19 protein-coding genes are annotated in these 15,756 nt (G+C 72.7%); all 19 read left to right on the plus strand.

Features of this window, described 5'->3' with window-relative positions:
• The first annotated feature begins 55 nt into the window (after positions 1-55).
• A complete protein-coding gene (locus FH609_RS11590) occupies positions 56-295 on the plus strand; it encodes a helix-turn-helix domain-containing protein (protein ID WP_139667260.1) in 240 nt (79 codons plus the stop codon).
• Positions 292-570, plus strand: a complete 279-nt coding sequence (locus FH609_RS11595; protein ID WP_139667259.1) for a helix-turn-helix transcriptional regulator — start codon at positions 292-294, stop codon at positions 568-570. Before FH609_RS11590 ends, FH609_RS11595 begins: the two co-directional genes overlap by 4 nt.
• Positions 571-635: 65 nt before the next feature.
• Positions 636-1,907 (plus strand): DUF6907 domain-containing protein, encoded by a 1,272-nt coding sequence (locus FH609_RS11600; RefSeq protein ID WP_139667258.1) that lies wholly within the window; start codon positions 636-638, stop codon positions 1,905-1,907.
• On the plus strand, positions 1,904-2,197 hold the full coding sequence (locus tag FH609_RS11605) for a hypothetical protein (protein WP_139667257.1): 294 nt from the start codon (positions 1,904-1,906) through the stop codon (positions 2,195-2,197). Before FH609_RS11600 ends, FH609_RS11605 begins: the two co-directional genes overlap by 4 nt.
• 134 nt (positions 2,198-2,331) lie before the next feature.
• On the plus strand, positions 2,332-4,983 hold the full coding sequence (locus FH609_RS11610; protein WP_139667256.1) for a DUF3987 domain-containing protein: 2,652 nt from the start codon (positions 2,332-2,334) through the stop codon (positions 4,981-4,983).
• A gap of 199 nt (positions 4,984-5,182) precedes the next feature.
• Positions 5,183-5,527: a hypothetical protein gene (locus FH609_RS11615; protein ID WP_139667255.1), complete on the plus strand. Its 345-nt coding sequence runs from the start codon at positions 5,183-5,185 to the stop codon at positions 5,525-5,527.
• A complete protein-coding gene (locus FH609_RS11620; RefSeq protein WP_139667254.1) occupies positions 5,524-6,150 on the plus strand; it encodes a GNAT family N-acetyltransferase in 627 nt (208 codons plus the stop codon). Before FH609_RS11615 ends, FH609_RS11620 begins: the two co-directional genes overlap by 4 nt.
• The gene (locus FH609_RS11625) at positions 6,147-6,704 is read left to right on the plus strand and encodes a hypothetical protein (RefSeq protein ID WP_139667253.1); all 558 of its coding nucleotides are present in this window, start codon (positions 6,147-6,149) and stop codon (positions 6,702-6,704) included. Before FH609_RS11620 ends, FH609_RS11625 begins: the two co-directional genes overlap by 4 nt.
• Before the next feature lie 3 nt (positions 6,705-6,707).
• Positions 6,708-7,346, plus strand: coding sequence for a hypothetical protein (locus FH609_RS11630; protein ID WP_139667252.1), 639 nt, complete (start codon positions 6,708-6,710; stop codon positions 7,344-7,346).
• On the plus strand, positions 7,343-7,522 hold the full coding sequence (locus FH609_RS11635) for a hypothetical protein (RefSeq protein WP_139667251.1): 180 nt from the start codon (positions 7,343-7,345) through the stop codon (positions 7,520-7,522). Before FH609_RS11630 ends, FH609_RS11635 begins: the two co-directional genes overlap by 4 nt.
• Positions 7,523-7,536: 14 nt before the next feature.
• Positions 7,537-7,743 carry a helix-turn-helix transcriptional regulator gene (locus FH609_RS11640; RefSeq protein WP_139667250.1) on the plus strand — a complete coding sequence of 69 codons (207 nt, stop codon included), beginning with the start codon at positions 7,537-7,539 and terminating at the stop codon, positions 7,741-7,743.
• Between the two features lie 433 nt (positions 7,744-8,176).
• Positions 8,177-8,485, plus strand: a complete 309-nt coding sequence (locus FH609_RS31025; protein ID WP_193317851.1) for a hypothetical protein — start codon at positions 8,177-8,179, stop codon at positions 8,483-8,485.
• Between the two features lie 305 nt (positions 8,486-8,790).
• The gene (locus FH609_RS31615; protein ID WP_226961619.1) at positions 8,791-9,192 is read left to right on the plus strand and encodes an AAA family ATPase; all 402 of its coding nucleotides are present in this window, start codon (positions 8,791-8,793) and stop codon (positions 9,190-9,192) included.
• A gap of 188 nt (positions 9,193-9,380) precedes the next feature.
• Positions 9,381-9,806, plus strand: a complete 426-nt coding sequence (locus tag FH609_RS11650) for a phage terminase small subunit P27 family (RefSeq protein WP_139667249.1) — start codon at positions 9,381-9,383, stop codon at positions 9,804-9,806.
• Positions 9,775-11,574 (plus strand): terminase large subunit, encoded by a 1,800-nt coding sequence (locus FH609_RS11655; RefSeq protein WP_139667248.1) that lies wholly within the window; start codon positions 9,775-9,777, stop codon positions 11,572-11,574. Before FH609_RS11650 ends, FH609_RS11655 begins: the two co-directional genes overlap by 32 nt.
• 14 nt (positions 11,575-11,588) lie before the next feature.
• On the plus strand, positions 11,589-11,756 hold the full coding sequence (locus FH609_RS31030) for a hypothetical protein (RefSeq protein ID WP_193317853.1): 168 nt from the start codon (positions 11,589-11,591) through the stop codon (positions 11,754-11,756).
• The gene (locus tag FH609_RS11660; protein ID WP_139667247.1) at positions 11,756-13,705 is read left to right on the plus strand and encodes a phage portal protein; all 1,950 of its coding nucleotides are present in this window, start codon (positions 11,756-11,758) and stop codon (positions 13,703-13,705) included. Before FH609_RS31030 ends, FH609_RS11660 begins: the two co-directional genes overlap by 1 nt.
• Positions 13,706-13,717: 12 nt before the next feature.
• On the plus strand, positions 13,718-14,470 hold the full coding sequence (locus FH609_RS11665) for an HK97 family phage prohead protease (protein WP_139667246.1): 753 nt from the start codon (positions 13,718-13,720) through the stop codon (positions 14,468-14,470).
• A gap of 50 nt (positions 14,471-14,520) precedes the next feature.
• On the plus strand, positions 14,521-15,753 hold the full coding sequence (locus tag FH609_RS11670) for a phage major capsid protein (RefSeq protein WP_139667245.1): 1,233 nt from the start codon (positions 14,521-14,523) through the stop codon (positions 15,751-15,753).
• The last annotated feature ends 3 nt before the right edge of the window (positions 15,754-15,756 follow it).

The raw sequence follows: 15,756 nt of genomic DNA on the forward strand, positions 1-15,756 counted from the left end.
CGCTAGCGTGCTTCCTTGCAGGGACGTAAAGCTTCCTGCCGAGCAAGGAGAGTCCATGACGTCCAACTTCCGCCTGCACGCCGCACGGCTGAACGAAGCGGCGGCAGCGATGGGCGACCACAGCGGGTACGCCATCGCCAAACGAACCGGCATTTCTCAGTCCACCTTGTCGCGGCTCCGCCGGGGGCAGGCCCGCCCCGCCTCTACCACGCTTCTCCTGCTGGCCGCCGCCTACGGCACCAGCGTGGAAGACCTCGTGCTGGAGGCCGAAGAGAAAGCCGGAGCGGCGGCATGACCAAGCCGCTGACCGTTGCCGAGCTGTACGACCAGCCGCCGCTCATGCCGGTCTGGCCCACGTTCGGCCGAGACGTCCTCGGGCTGTCGCAGTCCGGAACATACAAGTTCCTCGCCGAGGGCCGGTTGCCCGTCCAAGCCATCCCCGTGGGGCGCCGCCACGTCGTGCGCACCGCCGATGTCCTCGCCTGGCTCCACCTGCCCGCCAGCGGCGACGCCGCCGGGTCTAGCCACCCGACGGCGCCCGAGGCCGACCCAGTCCGTACCCAGTCCTAACCAAGCAAGACGGCGACGCCGGGGTCTAGCCACCCCTACGCCGCCGCCGGAAAGAGAACGTCCTCATGACCACTGTAGCCCCCCAGTTCAAGGGCGCCGACGACGTCGCCCACGCCCAGGAACAGCGCGACCCCACCGCGCCCGCGACCGAGCCCACCCCCCAGGCCGGCCGCCCCGCGACCCCCTGCACCACCTACACCTGGTGCACCGCCACCGGCGAGCACATCAACCACGCCAGCGACCGCACCGTGCTCCGCGCCGAGGCCGCCACCTGGGCGCCGGTCGTCCTGGACGCCCAGCTGATCGACCCCGAGAACGAGGGCGACCCGGTCGGCGTGATCAACGGCGCCGAGTTCATGGAGCTGGACGCGAGCGGGATGCGCGCCTGGGCCGGGCGGCTGCACGCGTTCGCCAATCAGATCACCGCGCTCGCCGCCCAGCTGGACGCCAGCCGCCACCGGCCCGCCGTGAAGGCGGACGCCTGGACCGTCACCATCGAGGGCGGAACGCCCATCACCGGGTACCTGCCGGCGTGGGCCGAGCGCACCAACACCGGTGAGGTGCCCTACGTCCCGCAGCTGGCCGCCGCCGACGTCGACGCCCTGACCGACGTCACCCACTGGACCGTCATGGACGGCGTCGCCCTGCCCCACCTCGAAGGCGAGGACGGCAAGCCCGTGCGGCGGGAGCTGTTCGCCCCCTCCATGGTCGTCACCCCCCACGCCGACGACCCCGCCCACCGCGTGCCGCACATCGACATCGAGGTGACCGGCCAGCTCTGGGCCCGGGGGCTGAACCCCGAGCAGCTGGCCGAGTTCACCGGCGCACTCCGCACCCAGTGCGACCGCCTGGACCAGGTCCACGCCGACCTGATCGACGCCCGCGCCGACTGGCAGGCGAACACCACGCTGCCCCCCGAGCTGGCCGACCTCGGGCCCGAGGTCACCACCATCGCCGCCGCCCTGACGCGCGCCGACGACCCGGCGCGCGCCCTCGCGCTGTTCCTCGACCTGTTCCACAAGGCGCTGCCCCGCACCTGCCGGCCGGCCAGCCCCGAGGAGCTGCGGGGCATCACCCTGGCCGACGTCGTCAACACCCCGCTGCCCGAGCTGCTGGAGCGCGTCGGCGCCGTGCTCGGCGAGATCCGGCTGGAGGACGCCGACTTCGGCGGCGTGCTCCTGGACCAGGGGCACCGGCTCGTCCTGGCCATGCCGCCCGGCCGCCCCGAGACCGAACGCGACGCCTACGCCCGCGTCCTGATCGGCCAGCACCTCGGGTTCGACACCAGCGGCCTGCCCGTCATCTTCGGCCGCTTCACCGTCGGCGGCCAGCCGTGACCGGGCCCCAGGTGACCCTCACGGTGGAGATCGACCTCACCGGCCCCGGCGACTGGCGCGAGAAGCTGCGCGAGCAGACCCGCCACATCCCGCCCGGATCGGTCGTCGACGTCCGGGTGCCCGCCGGATGGGACCCCGAGATGGGGCAGGCCATCGCCGGCCACCTCGCTGCCGTCGCCGACCGGATCAACCTCCGGCAGGCCGGCGGCGCCCCCGGCGGTCCCTGGCTGCTGGCCAGCACCATCGCCGCCACCCGCGACCACGCCGCCCCCGCCCCGCACACCGGGTGACCGACCGCGCCGACCGCCGAGGGGGTACGCACTTCCCCCAGCCCCTCGGCGGCCCGCGCACCACGAACACCCCAGTCGGCACCACCAGATAGCGAGCCACCGTTCGTGAACCCGATCACCCCGGCGGTCCGGTCGTGACCGCCGCCCCCGAGGCCCCGCTCCTCACCGCCGACCTGGACCTGGTCCGCGCGTCCCTCGCGTACCAGTACCAGAGCGTTCCCGGGCTGCTGAGCATCTGCTCAGACGCCGACCGGTGGGCCGGCCGCCGCTTCCCCACGGACCCGGCCGGCATCGAGGCCGCCACCGCCTACGTTGCCCAGCTCGACCAACGCGGCGCCAAGGGCATCTACGCCCAGGTCACCACCCTGCGCGACCATCCCGAGCGCGGCCGGGGTGGGAAAGACCTCGCCCACGGGCTGACGTTCCTCTGGGCGGACGGCGACTTCGGGAACCTCGGGCACAAGCCCGGACCCGACGACATGCCCCACCCGATCGACGCCGCCCACGTCCGCGAGATCGTGACAGCCTCCGGGCTGCCCGAACCGAGCGGCTGGGTCTACTCCGGCGGCGGGGTCAACCCGGTGTGGATGCTGGACCAGCCGCACATCATCACCGACTCCGACCGCGACGCCGTCGAAGGGATGACGGCCGCCGTCCAGGCGATCCTCGGCGCCTCGGCCTACGCCCACGGCTGCGCCTGGGACACCCAGGTAGGCAACCTCGACCGCCTCATGCGGGTGCCCGGCACCATCAACCGGAAGACCAGCCCCGACCGCCCCACCGGGAGCGAACCGGGCACCGGTCAGCCGATCGGACTCGCCGAGCTGCGGGCCGCCGTGGAACGGCTGGAGCCCGACGCCCGACGCACCCTGGAGAAGGCGGCGGCGGAGAAGCGCGACCGGCAGGCCGCGCGCCTCGGCCGCCCCGCCCAGCCGGCCGCACCCTCCCGCCGGCCGGCCGGGCCCTGGACTGGCTCCCAAGGCCCGGGAGTCTTCGACCTGTTGGCCCGGCATCTGACCTTCCGGGACGTCCTGGAACCGGCCGGCTGGACCTACCGGGGCACCGCCGCCGACGGCCGCGAGAAGTGGCTACGCCCGGCCGGCGACGGTGGCGGGTCGGACAGCGAGTACAGCCTGATGTGCGACGACCACGTGGCCGTCAACTGGTCGGAGCGCTCCGGCCTGCCCGTCGGCCAGCAGGCCCCGGGCCACAAGCTGACCGTGCCCACCCTGTGGGCCCACCTCCACTACGGAGGCGATGAGCGCGAAGCCGCCCGCGATGTGCTGCGCGCCGCCCACGGTCAGCCCAGCGGCCCGGGCGCCCGGGCGCTGCCCACAGCCGCACTGGCCGACGTGCAGCGTCACTGCCGACCGCCCAAGAGCGACCGGCAGCCAACGGAGCGCGCCGAACCACCGGCTGATGACACGTGGGCGGGCCAGCCCCCGGCCGACCCCGAGGAACCGGACGGCGAGGACGATCCGCAGCCGGACGGCCGCCGGGCCGGGCTGCTGCCCGAGGAGTTCTACGACGCCCGCCCGGTGCTCCAGCACATCCGGCGCGCCGCCCACGCCGAGGGCTCCAGCGCGGATGTCCTCTTCTACTCCCTGCTGGCCCGCCTGAGCGCCATGATCCCGCCGCACTACCGGGCCGTCACCGGCATCGGCGGGCGCGCGTCGCTGAACACCTTCGTCGCGATCGTCGGCCCGTCGGGCACCGGCAAGTCCATCGGGACCAAGCAGGCCCGGGCGCTGGTCCCGCCGGTGGACCCCGAGTTCCTGGACGGGCTGCCCATCGGTTCCGGTGAGGGGATGGCCGAGGCGTTCATGGGGACCGTGGAGGAGGAGACCGGGGAGATTCACGCCCGGGGCCCCAACAAGGGCGACCCGGTCACCCGGCGCGTGCGCAAGCAGGTGCGGCACAACGCGTTCTTCTACGTCGATGAGGGGCAGACCCTCGCCAAGCTCGCCGAGCGCTCCGGCTCAGTCCTCGGCGAGACGCTGCGCCGCGCGGCGATCGGCGAAACCCTCGGGCAGACCAACGCGAGCGAGGAGCGCACCCGCTACGTGGCCGCCGGCTCCTACAGCCTCGGCCTGGCCGCCGGGTTCCAACCAGCCACGGCCATGCCGGTGTTGGCAGACGCGTCCACCGGCACCCCGCAACGCTTCCTGTGGTGCTGGTCCGCAGACCCCTCCATCCCCGACGTCCCGCCCGACCCACCGGGCCCGCTGCCGCTGAACCTCGCGCAGCTGCGCGCGACGGACACCATCGACATCCGGTTCCCCGAGCACATCCGGCGCACCCTGTGGGCCGAGCACGTGGCCCGCAACAGGGGAGAGATCGAGGTCTCCGAGCTGGACGGCCACGCCAACCTCATGAAGGTCAAACTGGCCGCCCTCTTCGCGCTGTTGGACGGCGGGCGGACCACGGTCACCGAACAGGACTGGGAGTTGGCGGAAGTCGTCTGGCGGTCGTCCTGCGCCGTGCGGGACGCCCTGATCCGGCGCGCCCAGCGGGAGGCGCAGGCCGCGAAGAACCGCGAGACCCAGGAACGGGTGGACCTCGAACTGCGAGCCCACCAGGCGAAGACGGACCGGGACAGCGCGCTGGAGCGCGTCGCCCTTCTCGCCCGCCGCCACGCCTCACAGGTCGGCGGGATCACCCTCGGGGAGTTCCGCAGGCGTCTGCGCAGCACCGACCGGGACATGGCGATCAAGGCCGTGGACCTCGCGGAGTCCCGGGACTGGATTTTCACCGAGGGTGACCGGATCTGCGTTCAGACGGAGTGAGCGGATGTGGACATGTGGACACGTGGACGCGTGTCCACGTCCCCCCGTTCCGTCCCAACGCCACCTCTCACAACTACTACATAAATAAAGAAAAAGGACATTCTCTCTCACTCGCGCGTTTAGCGCGGGGGGACGTGGACGCCGTCCACATTGTCCACGTCCACATCCGTCCACATCCCACCCACTACCAGGAGCGACAATGCAGACCGAGTACCGCACCATCAGCTTCCACCCCGCCGTCGGCTGGCGAGCCGTCTACCTCGGCGACACCCCCGGCGAAACCCACGTCATACCCGTCGCCGGCTGGCTGGTCCGAGAGGAAGTCGTCTACGACCAGGCCGACCAGATCGACCGCCAGCGAACCCCCGCCGCCGACGACCGTGAGCGCCTGGTCGTCGCCGGCATCGCCAGCGACGCGACCGTGGAGCCCGCCGACCTCGCCGACAACTTCTGGCTGCTGCTCGCCCCCGGCGAGCAGCCCCCCACCCCCACCGAGGCCGAGACCGAGCAGCGCGACCGCGCCAGCAAGAGGGCCGACCGGTGAACCCCCCGCCGCCCAACCTCGTCGCGTTCAGGCCCGACCACGCGCCGGCCCTCACCGAGATGTTCCGCGACTACCTGCTGGAAGAGTTCGACCGGGCCGCCCACATCGCGCCGGGCCTGCCCGTCGGCGGGTTCCTCTTCACGCTGATCATCCTCGAAAACTCCGGCCAGCCTGCCGGGTTCTGCTCCATCGACCCCCGCCGCTGCTCGGTGGAGCTGATCTACATACGCCCCGAACAGCGCCGCCAGGGCCTCGCCGCCGCCGCGCTCGCCTACCTCGCGTCCACCTGCCCCGAGCAGATGCGGATGAAGGGCCCCCTCACCCCCGATGGCGGAGCCCTGGCGCGCCGGCTGCGGCTCCCCGTCGTGGACTGGACCGAGGAAGAGACCGCCGACGGCCAGAAGTTCCAGGCCGAGATGCGCCGCACGATCACCGGCGTCTGCCGCCACAAACAACGCCGCAACCCCTCACGCCCGTGCCGCCGCTGCTTCCGCGCCTGCTTCACCAAGGTCGCCACCATCGCCATCGCGTCCTACGTCGGCCCGATCACCCTCGCCGAGCCACCCGCAACGACCCCACCCGTCCAACTCACCCACCGCAGCGGCACCAGGGAGCCCCGATGACCACCAACACCCGGCACACCGCCGACACCATCACCGACGACGCCCTGGACGACCTCTACGACCGGATCGCAGAGCTGGAGGCCGAACGCGACGCGCTGGTGGCCGAGTTGGGCGACCGGGACGACGAGGCCCGCGAACGGTGGATCGAGAAGCAACTGGCCGAGACCGGCATCCGGGCCATGAACTTCCGCAACGGCCTCGGGATGGCGCTGGAGCCCGCCCGCGAGCTGCTGCCCCACCTCGTCGCCGCCGCCCGGGCCCTGCTCGGCGACGCCCCCAACTACAGCGAGACGCGCCTGGAGTTGGACGTCAAGGTGGCCGAGTCCCCGGAGCTGTACACCGTGGTCATCCAGCGCCACGCGCCCGGCGCCCTCACCCCGCACGAAGCGCGTCAGCGCGCCGAGGACCAGCGAGACGAGGTGCTGAGCATCGTCGCCCGTTGGTGCACCGCCGCCGAGGTGGGCGGAGTCGATGCCGGAGACCTGGCCTGGGACCTGGACCAGGCCGGCTATCCCCTGCCCGACGCCGATCCGCTCGACAGCGAGGAGGACTGACCGATGACCTCGTGCGGGCTCTGCGACCGCGAGCTGGCCGGCGAGCGCGCCGAGCACCACCTGTGCGCCGGCTGCACCCGCGCCACCGCCGAACGCCTCCGCCGACTCCCCGCCCTGCACACCGTGCTGGCCGCGTTCCTCGCCCCCGCCCCGCGCCCCAGCGGCGCGGGCGGGACCCGGCCGGCCGAAGCGCCGCTCCCGATAAACGAGACGGTGCTGACCCTCCGGGGCCCCGGCGGCATCGTCGGCGTCCTGGAGGACTGGCGCGCGGCCCTGCACGCCGACCTGGAGTGGGAGCCGCCCCGCATCACCGGCACCATCGCCGACCGCGTCACCGCCGCCGCCACCGGCCTGGCCGTCAACCTCCCTTGGATCGCCGAGACGTGGCCGGCCGCCGGCGACTTCGCCCGCGAGATCCGCGACCTGGAGCGCGCCGCTACCAGCATCGTGGACCCCACCCCCCGCCGGCGGCGCCTCGGCCACTGCCTCACCCCCACCGGCGCCGGCACCCCGTGCGGAGCCCCCGTGCACGTCACCGAGGGCGCCGCCACCGCCCGTTGCCCCTGGTGCGGCACCCACTGGCCGCCCGACACCTGGGGCACCCTCGCCGCCCACCACGACCCCGAAGGAGCCCACGCATGAACGACAAGACCCCGCCGCCGTCCCCGTTCACCGCCCTGGCGGCAGCGGCCGTACAACTGCACGAGTTCTACGCCGCGCTTCAGGGCGCCGGCTTCAGCAAGGCCGAGGCGCTGGAGCTGGTCAAGGCCGCTCTCCTGCGCCCCGGCGACGGCCCCGGCCGCCGGCAGACCCCCTAAGCGACACTTAGGCCATGGAGCCGCTGTTCGTCCCGCCCGGGTACCTCACCGCCCACCAGGTCGCCGCCCAGCTCGGCGTCGGACTCCCCGCCGTCCGCCAGCTGGTGCGGCGCGGCCAACTCCCGCGCGCCGGAGGAACACCCCGCCAGCCCTACTACGCCTGGGCCGACGTCCAACCGCTCATCCGCGCCCGCCGCCCCCGCGTACCTGCGGCTGCCTGAACCTCCCGTGATCCCAGGAAGTTCAGGCAAGCCAACCCCCGAGCGCCCGATGGTTACGCGATCCCGTAGCCCCCGGGTCCGGGCGCAGTACCGCAGCCTCCGCCCGCAGCTGCTTGACCAGCATCGCAGCGCATGTCACGATCTCTGCGAGGACGTATGCCCGAAGGCCCCGCCCAGCGCGGGGTCTTCGGCGTTAAACCACCGGCGAGGTGGAGCGGAGCGGCGCGGCGCCTGCACACGCGGGTGTGCCCCGGAACCAGGTAACGGGCACGAAGGAAAACCCGCAGCCCCGCCCGCACACGCGGGTGTACCGGAAGCCCCGCCATGTGCGGGGCTTCCGCCATGACCACCCTTGGGCGGGTGGAGTGGGAGAGAGCGGCCCCGGGCGTGAGGGCGCCCCGGGGCCGCGCCCCAGGACCGGGAGGAGACCACCATGCCTGAGCAGTTGCCCGACGCCATGCCCATGAACCGCCTCGCGGCAGCCTGCCGGGCCCTCGGGCTCCCGCCCGAACGGGTCCGCATGATCCACTCCGACGCCCAGGCCGGGTACATCGAGATCGCCCTGTACGAGTTGGACGAGCACGGCCGCAAGCTCGCCGAGGAGGACGGCGACCCCATCGTGCGGTCGTACCGCCTCCCGTTCGGCGACGCCGAGCCCGAGGTGACCACGATCAAGGTGGACGCTGGTGGCGATCGGTTCGCCGCGATGGTGCGTCGGGCGTTGGCAGGGCGGCGCGGGTAGTGGCTGCTCCTCGCTCGCGTGCGGCGCGTACCGGGCGCGCGACGGCGGCGGCCTGGCGGTGGGTCTACTCCGATCCCCGGTGGGCCGAGCTGCGAGATCAAGTGCTGTCGGAGGAGCCGTTGTGCGCGGCCGGATGCGGCGCGCCGCCTTCCGTGGTGGACCACAAGCGCCCCCACCGGGGGAATGAGGCGCTGGCGTTCGACCGGGCCAACTTGCAGGCCATGTGCAAGCCGTGCCACGACTCCAAGACCGCGAGGGAGACGGGGTTCGCCGGCGCCGGGAAGGCGCGCACGAGCCCGTGTCGGGTGACGTTGGTGTGCGGGCCGCCGTGCTCGGGCAAGACCAGCTACGTTGCCGAACACGCCAAGCCGGGTGACCTGGTGGTGGACTGGGACGCCCTCGCCGTCGCGTTGGGCTCCCCCCACCCCCACCAACACCCCCCTCCCCTCACTCCGTTCGTGGCCGAGGCGCGGGATGCGGTGGTGGCCCGGCTGGAGCGGCGGCACGATCTGGCCGCCGCGTGGATCATCGCGACCGCCCCGCGCGCGGTGGACCGCGACCGTGTCGCGCCCGGTGCCGATGACGTGGTGGTGCTGGCTGTGGACGAGGAGGAGTGCGTGCGCAGGGCTCGGCGCGCGGGCCGGCCGGCCGGTACCATGGAGGCGATCGCCGCGTGGTGGCGGACCTACCGGGCCGACCAGTACTGACCGCTTCATCGCCGTTGAGGGTCACTCTCTGTTCCCGTCGAGCGGGAGGGGGGAGTTGGATCTTCCGGGGTGGGGTGGGTCCTGAACGCAGGCGGGGGTGTCGCGAACGCGACCGGGAGTTTCGACCCGTTTTCTACCAACGTAGTGACCGGGGGTGACTCTCTGTGGGCACCCGTGGGCCGGTCCCGATGCCGGACAACGTGCGCGCGCTGCGCGGCGGCGGTCCGCCGCCGCCACGCGTGAAGGCTCCGGCGAAGGCGCCGTCCGCGCCGAGCTGGCTGGACCGGGAAGCGAAAGCCGAGTGGCGCCGGGTGGTGCCCGAGCTGGACCGGCTGGGCGTGCTGGCCACGATCGACCGCGCTGTCCTTGCCACCTACTGCGCGGCCTGGTCGCGGTTCGTGCAGCTGGAACAGCTGCTCCAGGACGAGGGGCTGATCCAGCGCGACTCGCGGGGGGACGCCCGCAAGCATCCGGCGTGGCAGCAGTGGCGGGAGGCGGCAACGGTCGTGGCCACGGTGGGGCGCGAGTTGATGCTGACGCCCGCGTCCCGGCTGCGCGCGGTGAAGCCGGAGGGTCCAGACGATGACGACGACGGCGGGGGCATCCTCGACTAGGGCCCGGCGCAAGGCGCTCACGGCGGAGATTGACCGGGCGGTTGCCGGGTGGGTCGAGGCCGGGCTGATCGACGGCACCGAGTGGATGCAGCAGGGCCGCCGCCCGCTGCTGGAGACTCCCCTCCCGGCCGGGCCGGGCGTGTGGTTCGATCTGGCCGCCGTCGAGCGGGTGTTGGCCTTCTTCCTGATGCTGAAGCAGACGATCGGCCGCCGTCACGCTGGCCAGCCGTTCCGGCTGATGGACTGGCAGGTCAGGTACCTGATCGCGCCCGTCTTCGGGCTGAAGCGGGCGGACGGGCTGCGCTGTATCCGCACGGTGTGGTTCGAGATCCCCAGGAAGAACGGGAAGTCCACGCTGTGCAGCGGCCTGGGGCTGTACTTGTTCGCGGCGGACCGTGAGCCGGGCGCCGAGGTCTACTGCGTCGCGTCGGCCCGGGATCAGGCCGCGATCGTGTTCGACGCGAGCCGGGAGATGGCCGCCGGGTGCAAGCCGCTCGCGCGCCGTCTGGGGCAGCGAGGCATCCAGCGCCGTCGGCTGATCCACCCGAAGACGCACAGCGTCTTCCGCGTGCTGTCCTCGGACGGTATGCGCCAGCACGGGTTGAACGTCCACGGCGGCGTGATCGATGAGGTGCACGCGCACGAGAACTCCGACGTCATCGACGCCGTCGAGACCGGCATCGGCGCGCGGGATCAGCCGGTGCTCGTGTTCATCACGACGGCCGACGACGGCGGCACCGGCACGGCCTACGCGACCAAGCGTGAGGAGATCGAGGCCCTGGCGGGCGGGCACGCCGAGGACTCCTCGGTGTACGGCGTGGTGTTCGGCGCCGACGACTCGGCCGCCGACTTCGACCCGTACAGCGAGGACACGCTGAAGGCCGCGAACCCCGGCTTCGGGGTGACCGTCCTGGCGGACTACCTGATGGGCCGCGCCGCGCAGGCGCAGCGGTCCCCGGCGCAGTTGAACCGGTTCCTCCGGCTGCACCTGAACGTCAGGACGAAGCAGGAGATCCGGTGGCTGAAGATGGACGACTGGGACGGCTCGGCCCGGCGCCCGCGCAGCAACATCCCCGTGCCGGTGGAGCTGGACGAGTTGGAGGGCCGTACCTGTTACGGCGGCCTCGACCTGTCGAGCACGACGGACATGACGGCGTTCAGCCTGTGGTTTCCACCGGTGGACCCGGTGGACGACACCGAGCCGCACGTGTGGGTGCCGTTCTTCTGGCTGCCCGAGGACCGGATTAAGGACCTGGAGCGCACCACGAAGGTGCCCCTGGGGCGGTGGTCGGAGACCCCGGCGCACGCGGGCCCGGCGCTGCGGCTGACGGAGGGCGGCGTGGTGGACTACCGCGCGGTCCGGGCGCTGATCACGGACGAGCTGGCGCCCCGGTTCGACATCAGGTCTGTCGGCTACGACCGGTGGAACGCGGCGGAGACGGCCAAGGAGCTGGAGACGTCCGGACTGGTGATGGACCACGTCGCGCAGGGCTACGCCGGGATGAACGAGCCGTGCAAGCAGCTCGAACGGCTCGTGCTGGCGCGCCGCGTGAGCCACGGCGGTCACCCCATCCTGCGGTGGCACGTGGACTGCGTCGGCATCCGGCAGAACGGCGACGGCTACGTGAAGCCGGTGAAGCCGGACCGTCGCGTCAGCTCGAAGAGGATCGATGGCGTGGCGTCCGGGCTGAACGCGCTGTCCCAGTGGCTCGGCGACCGCGCCGAGGAAGAGGCGCCGGAGCCGAACATCCGGATCATCACGGCCTGACAGGGGGTGCGCGCGTGCGCGAGATCGTGTCGTGGGGGCTGGAGCTGGCTGGCATCGGGTGCGTGGCCGTCGGGCTGGTCGTGGTCGGCGCGGCGGTCGCTGGTGCGGTGGGTGCCGGGGTGGCGCTGCTGCCGGTCGGCGGGGCGCTGGTGTGGCTGGGCAACCGGGGCGGGGGTGCGTGATGCCGCTGTTCCGACGCGGGCGCCGTGCCGAGTCCGAGCGAGGGCTGAAGTCCCTGCCGCCGCTGACCGGTCAGCGGACGGCGGCGGACGTGCTGGTGACACCGGAGCGGGCGCTCCAGGTGTCCGCTGTGTACTCGTGCATCCGGCTGCTGGCGGAGACCGGCTCCATGCTGCCGGTGGGCACCTTCCAGCGGCAGGGCAAGCATCGCGTGCCGCTGGACCATCCGGCGACGCCGCTGCTGACCTACCAGGCGAACCCCGGCATGGAGGCCGGGGAGATGTGGGCGCAGGTCCTCGGCTGGCTGCTGCTGCGGGGGAACGCGGCCGTGTACGTGCAGCGCGACCGGGCCGGGCGGCCGGCCGGGCTGTGGCCGGTGGCGTGGACGAGCGTGGAGCCGCGCCGGAACATGGACACGGGCGAGATGGTGTATCAGGTCACGCTCGCGGATGATGAGTGGGCGCCGATCACCGAGCCGGGCGGCCTGGTCCGCGCCGAGGGGCTGCTGCACTTCAAGTCGTTCGGTGTCGGGGGCGTCGAGGGGCTGTCGCCGGTCGGCATGGCCCGCCAGGCGGTCGGCACGAGCTTCGCGGCCACCTCCTACATCGGCGGCTTCTTCGCGAGGGACGCGACGCCGGGCGGCATCGTGTCCGTCGAGGGGAAGCTGTCGGATGAGCAGTACGAGCGGCTGACCCGGCAGTGGCGTGACCTGCACGAGGGGTTCGACCGGTCCCACCGCCTGGCCGTGCTGGAGGCCGGCGCGAAGTGGGCGAACACCACCCTCAGCCCCGCTGACGCCTCGTTCCTGGAGGTCTACAAGCTCTCGCGGGCGGAGATCGCCGGTATCTACGGCGTGCCGCCGCACATGATCGGGGACGTGGACCGCTCGACGTCCTGGGGCAGCGGGATCGAGCAGCAGAGCTTGGGATACGTGCTGTACTCCCTGACGCCGTGGCTGACGCGTCTGGAGCGCACGGCCGCCCGGCTGCTCGGCAGCCCGGATCTGTACGTGCGGTTCAACACGGGCGGCCTGCTGCGCGGGGACCTGGCGACGCGGTACGCCGCCTACACCCAGGGCCGTGGCGGCGGCTGGCTGTCGGCGAACGACATCCTGGCGAAGGAGGACGAGCCGCCGATTCCCGGTGGGGATGAGTACCTGGTGCCGCTGAACATGCAGCCTGCCGGGTCGCCGGCGCCGCCGGCCCAGCGCACCCGCCCCGGCCCGCCGGCCCGGCGGGCCGAGGAGACCGAGGCGCCCGCGCTGGAGCAGCTGGCCGCGTGGGTGACCCGCCACATCGACGCGCTGTCCGAGTTCTTCGCCGGTCAGTCGGAGGAGGTGCTGGCCGGGCTGTCGGTGCGGCCGGACGCCACGGCCGAGGAGCTGCTGGATACGGCGGCGGCGAACGAGACCCTGGCCGCGTTGCTCTTCGAGTTGGCGGCCGGGCTGGCCGGCGAGGTTGGCACGGCCGCCGCTGCGGCGCTCGGCGGTGCCTACGTGCCGGAGGAGACGACCGCCTACCTGGCCACCGGCGCCGCGTCGACGGCCGCCAACATCAACACCACCACCGTGACCAAGCTCGGCGAGACCCTGGCGGAGGTGCGCGGGGGGACGATCGGGATCGATGCCGCGCCGGCCGAGATCCGCGCCTCCGTGGCGGCGATGTTCGAAGAGATGACGAAGGCCCGCGCCCGGCAGCTGGCCCAGGCCCGCGTCGCGGGCGTCGCGAACTTCGCCTCCCATGAGGGTGCCAAGCACGCTGGGGCGCGGACGAAGACGTGGCGGGTGTGGGACACCAACCCGCGCCCCACCCACCGGCGGGCGGACGGGCAGACCGTGTCGATTCGCGACGACTTCACCGTGGGTTCCCGGCGGGGGCGGTGGCCGCACGACTCCCGGCTGGGCGTGGACGAGATCGCCGGCTGCACCTGCCGACTCCAGTTCAACGTGTAGAGAGGGGACGCCATGCGGCGTACTCGTGAGGTGAGGGCGTTCCCGCTGACCGATCTTCAGGTGCGGGCCGCCCAGGGCAACGACGAGGGCGGCGGGCGGTTGACGTTCCGTGGACGGGCCATCGTGTACGACTCCCTGTCTGAGGACATGGGCGGCTGGCGGGAGCGGATCATGCCCGGCGCGGCAACCCGCACCCTCGCCGCAGGCCCGGACGTCCGCTTCCTGATCAACCACGACCCGAACCTTCTCCTGGCCCGCACGGCGGCCGGCACCGCGAGCCTGCACGAGGACGACGCCGGGGTGATGGTCGAGGCGGACATGGCCGACGTCTCCTACGCCCGCGACCTCGCCGTCAGCCTGGAGCGCGGCGACATCACGCAGATGTCGTTCGGGTTCTGGGTCACCGCCGACGGCTGGTCCGGCGCCACGCACGAGGTGTTCGGGATCGACCTGGACGGCGGCGACGTCTCCGCCGTGACCTACCCGGCGTTCGCGGCGACGTCGGCGGAGCTGCGCGCGGCGGCGGCGCGACAGACCGGCGCCACCATCACCGCGCCCGAGCCGGAGGCCGTCACCCGCGCCCTGGCGGAGGTCCGCGCGGGCAAGGTGCTGTCGGCGGCGAACCGGCAGCTGGTGGCCGATGCCTACGACGCGCTGGGCGCGCTGCTGGAAGCCGCCGACCGCTCGGCGCCGACCCCGGCCGACTACCCGGCAGAGCGGGCCCGCCATCGACTGCGCGAGCTGGAACTACTCGCCCGCGCCTGACACTTCCCGGCCGACCGGCCCGGGACCAACCCCATGGAGAAGGAGAGCCCATGCCTACCAGCGTGGAGCTGCGGCAGCAGCGGGCCGGCGTCGTGGAGTCCCTGCGCGCCATCACCGAGACCGCCGAGAAGGAAGACCGCGGCCTGACCGCCGAGGAACGCACCACCTACGACCGTCACGAGGCCGAGTTCGGCGAGCTGACCGAGCGGATCGAGCGCCAGGAGCGCGAGGAGCGCCGCGCGGCCGAACTGGCCCGCCCGGTCGGCCGAGGCGCCGACCGGCCCGACGACGGCGGCCGAGGCACCGACGAGCAGCGGACCAAGGCGAAGCGCGCGGCGTTCTTCCGGGGCCTGCGCGTCGGTCTCGCGCGCCTGACGCCCGAAGAGCGGGCGCTGGTGGAGAACACCGCCGGGGAGATCCTGGTCCCCGAGGACCTGGAGGCCGAGATCATCCGGTCCCTGCCCGAACTGACCGTGGTGCGCGGCATGGCCTCGCAGCGGTCCATCACCTCCAACCGCGTCCGGCGGCGGTCGCTGGATGAGGTGTCCGTCGGCTGGGGCAAACTGGAGACGAACGAGCAGACCCTCACCGACTCCATGCCGGACACCCCGGCCGAGGAGTGGACCTACATCGAGGACCTGTACGGCCTGGCGAAGGTCGGCGAGGACGAGTTCGACGACTCGGACGTCAACCTGGACAGGTTCATCCGCGACTCCTTCGCCCGTGCGTGCGCGGAGGCCGAGGACACCGCGTTCACCGTCGGCACCGGCCACGCCAACCGCCAGCCAGTCGGCTTCATGACCGCCGGCGGCGGGGTGCCCACGGTGACCGCCTCCAGCGCGGACTACGCCGGCACCGGGGAGGCTCCGGCGCTGCTGGACGACCTGAAGGCCCTGATCTACGCCACCCCCGCGCAGTACCGGCGCAACGGCCGCTTCGCCATGGCGTCGGGCACCGAGCTGTTCATCAGCCAACTGAAGGACGGCAACGGCCAATACCTGTGGCAGCCCTCCAACCAGGCCGGCCGCCCCAACACCTTCCTCGGCTACGCGCTGGAGAACCAGGAAGACATCGCAGCCATCGCCGCCAGCAGCCGGATCGCGGCCTTCGGGGACTTCAACGCCGGCTACCGCGTCTACGACCGCGCCGGCATGACCGTCAAGGTCCTCGACCAGCTCTACGCCGAAGACGGCATGATCGGCTGGAAGATCCGCAAGCGCGTCACGGGCGACGTGGTGCGCCCCCAAGCGCTGCGCATCCTCGCCACACCGGCAGGAGGCTGAGAC

The sequence above is a fragment of the Streptomyces sp. 3MP-14 genome (genome assembly GCF_006334905.2).
Lineage (GTDB): Bacteria > Actinomycetota > Actinomycetes > Streptomycetales > Streptomycetaceae > Streptomyces > Streptomyces triticirhizae.

Coding starts and splice junctions, on each gene's coding strand:
- FH609_RS11590 (WP_139667260.1), top strand. CDS start 56: ATGACGTCCAACTTCCGCCTGCACGCCGCACGGCTGAACGAAGCGGCG.
- FH609_RS11595 (WP_139667259.1), top strand. CDS start 292: ATGACCAAGCCGCTGACCGTTGCCGAGCTGTACGACCAGCCGCCGCTC.
- FH609_RS11600 (WP_139667258.1), top strand. CDS start 636: ATGACCACTGTAGCCCCCCAGTTCAAGGGCGCCGACGACGTCGCCCAC.
- FH609_RS11615 (WP_139667255.1), top strand. CDS start 5,183: ATGCAGACCGAGTACCGCACCATCAGCTTCCACCCCGCCGTCGGCTGG.
- FH609_RS11625 (WP_139667253.1), top strand. CDS start 6,147: ATGACCACCAACACCCGGCACACCGCCGACACCATCACCGACGACGCC.
- FH609_RS11630 (WP_139667252.1), top strand. CDS start 6,708: ATGACCTCGTGCGGGCTCTGCGACCGCGAGCTGGCCGGCGAGCGCGCC.
- FH609_RS11635 (WP_139667251.1), top strand. CDS start 7,343: ATGAACGACAAGACCCCGCCGCCGTCCCCGTTCACCGCCCTGGCGGCA.
- FH609_RS11640 (WP_139667250.1), top strand. CDS start 7,537: ATGGAGCCGCTGTTCGTCCCGCCCGGGTACCTCACCGCCCACCAGGTC.
- FH609_RS31025 (WP_193317851.1), top strand. CDS start 8,177: ATGCCTGAGCAGTTGCCCGACGCCATGCCCATGAACCGCCTCGCGGCA.
- FH609_RS11650 (WP_139667249.1), top strand. CDS start 9,381: ATGCCGGACAACGTGCGCGCGCTGCGCGGCGGCGGTCCGCCGCCGCCA.
- FH609_RS11655 (WP_139667248.1), top strand. CDS start 9,775: ATGACGACGACGGCGGGGGCATCCTCGACTAGGGCCCGGCGCAAGGCG.
- FH609_RS11660 (WP_139667247.1), top strand. CDS start 11,756: ATGCCGCTGTTCCGACGCGGGCGCCGTGCCGAGTCCGAGCGAGGGCTG.
- FH609_RS11665 (WP_139667246.1), top strand. CDS start 13,718: ATGCGGCGTACTCGTGAGGTGAGGGCGTTCCCGCTGACCGATCTTCAG.
- FH609_RS11670 (WP_139667245.1), top strand. CDS start 14,521: ATGCCTACCAGCGTGGAGCTGCGGCAGCAGCGGGCCGGCGTCGTGGAG.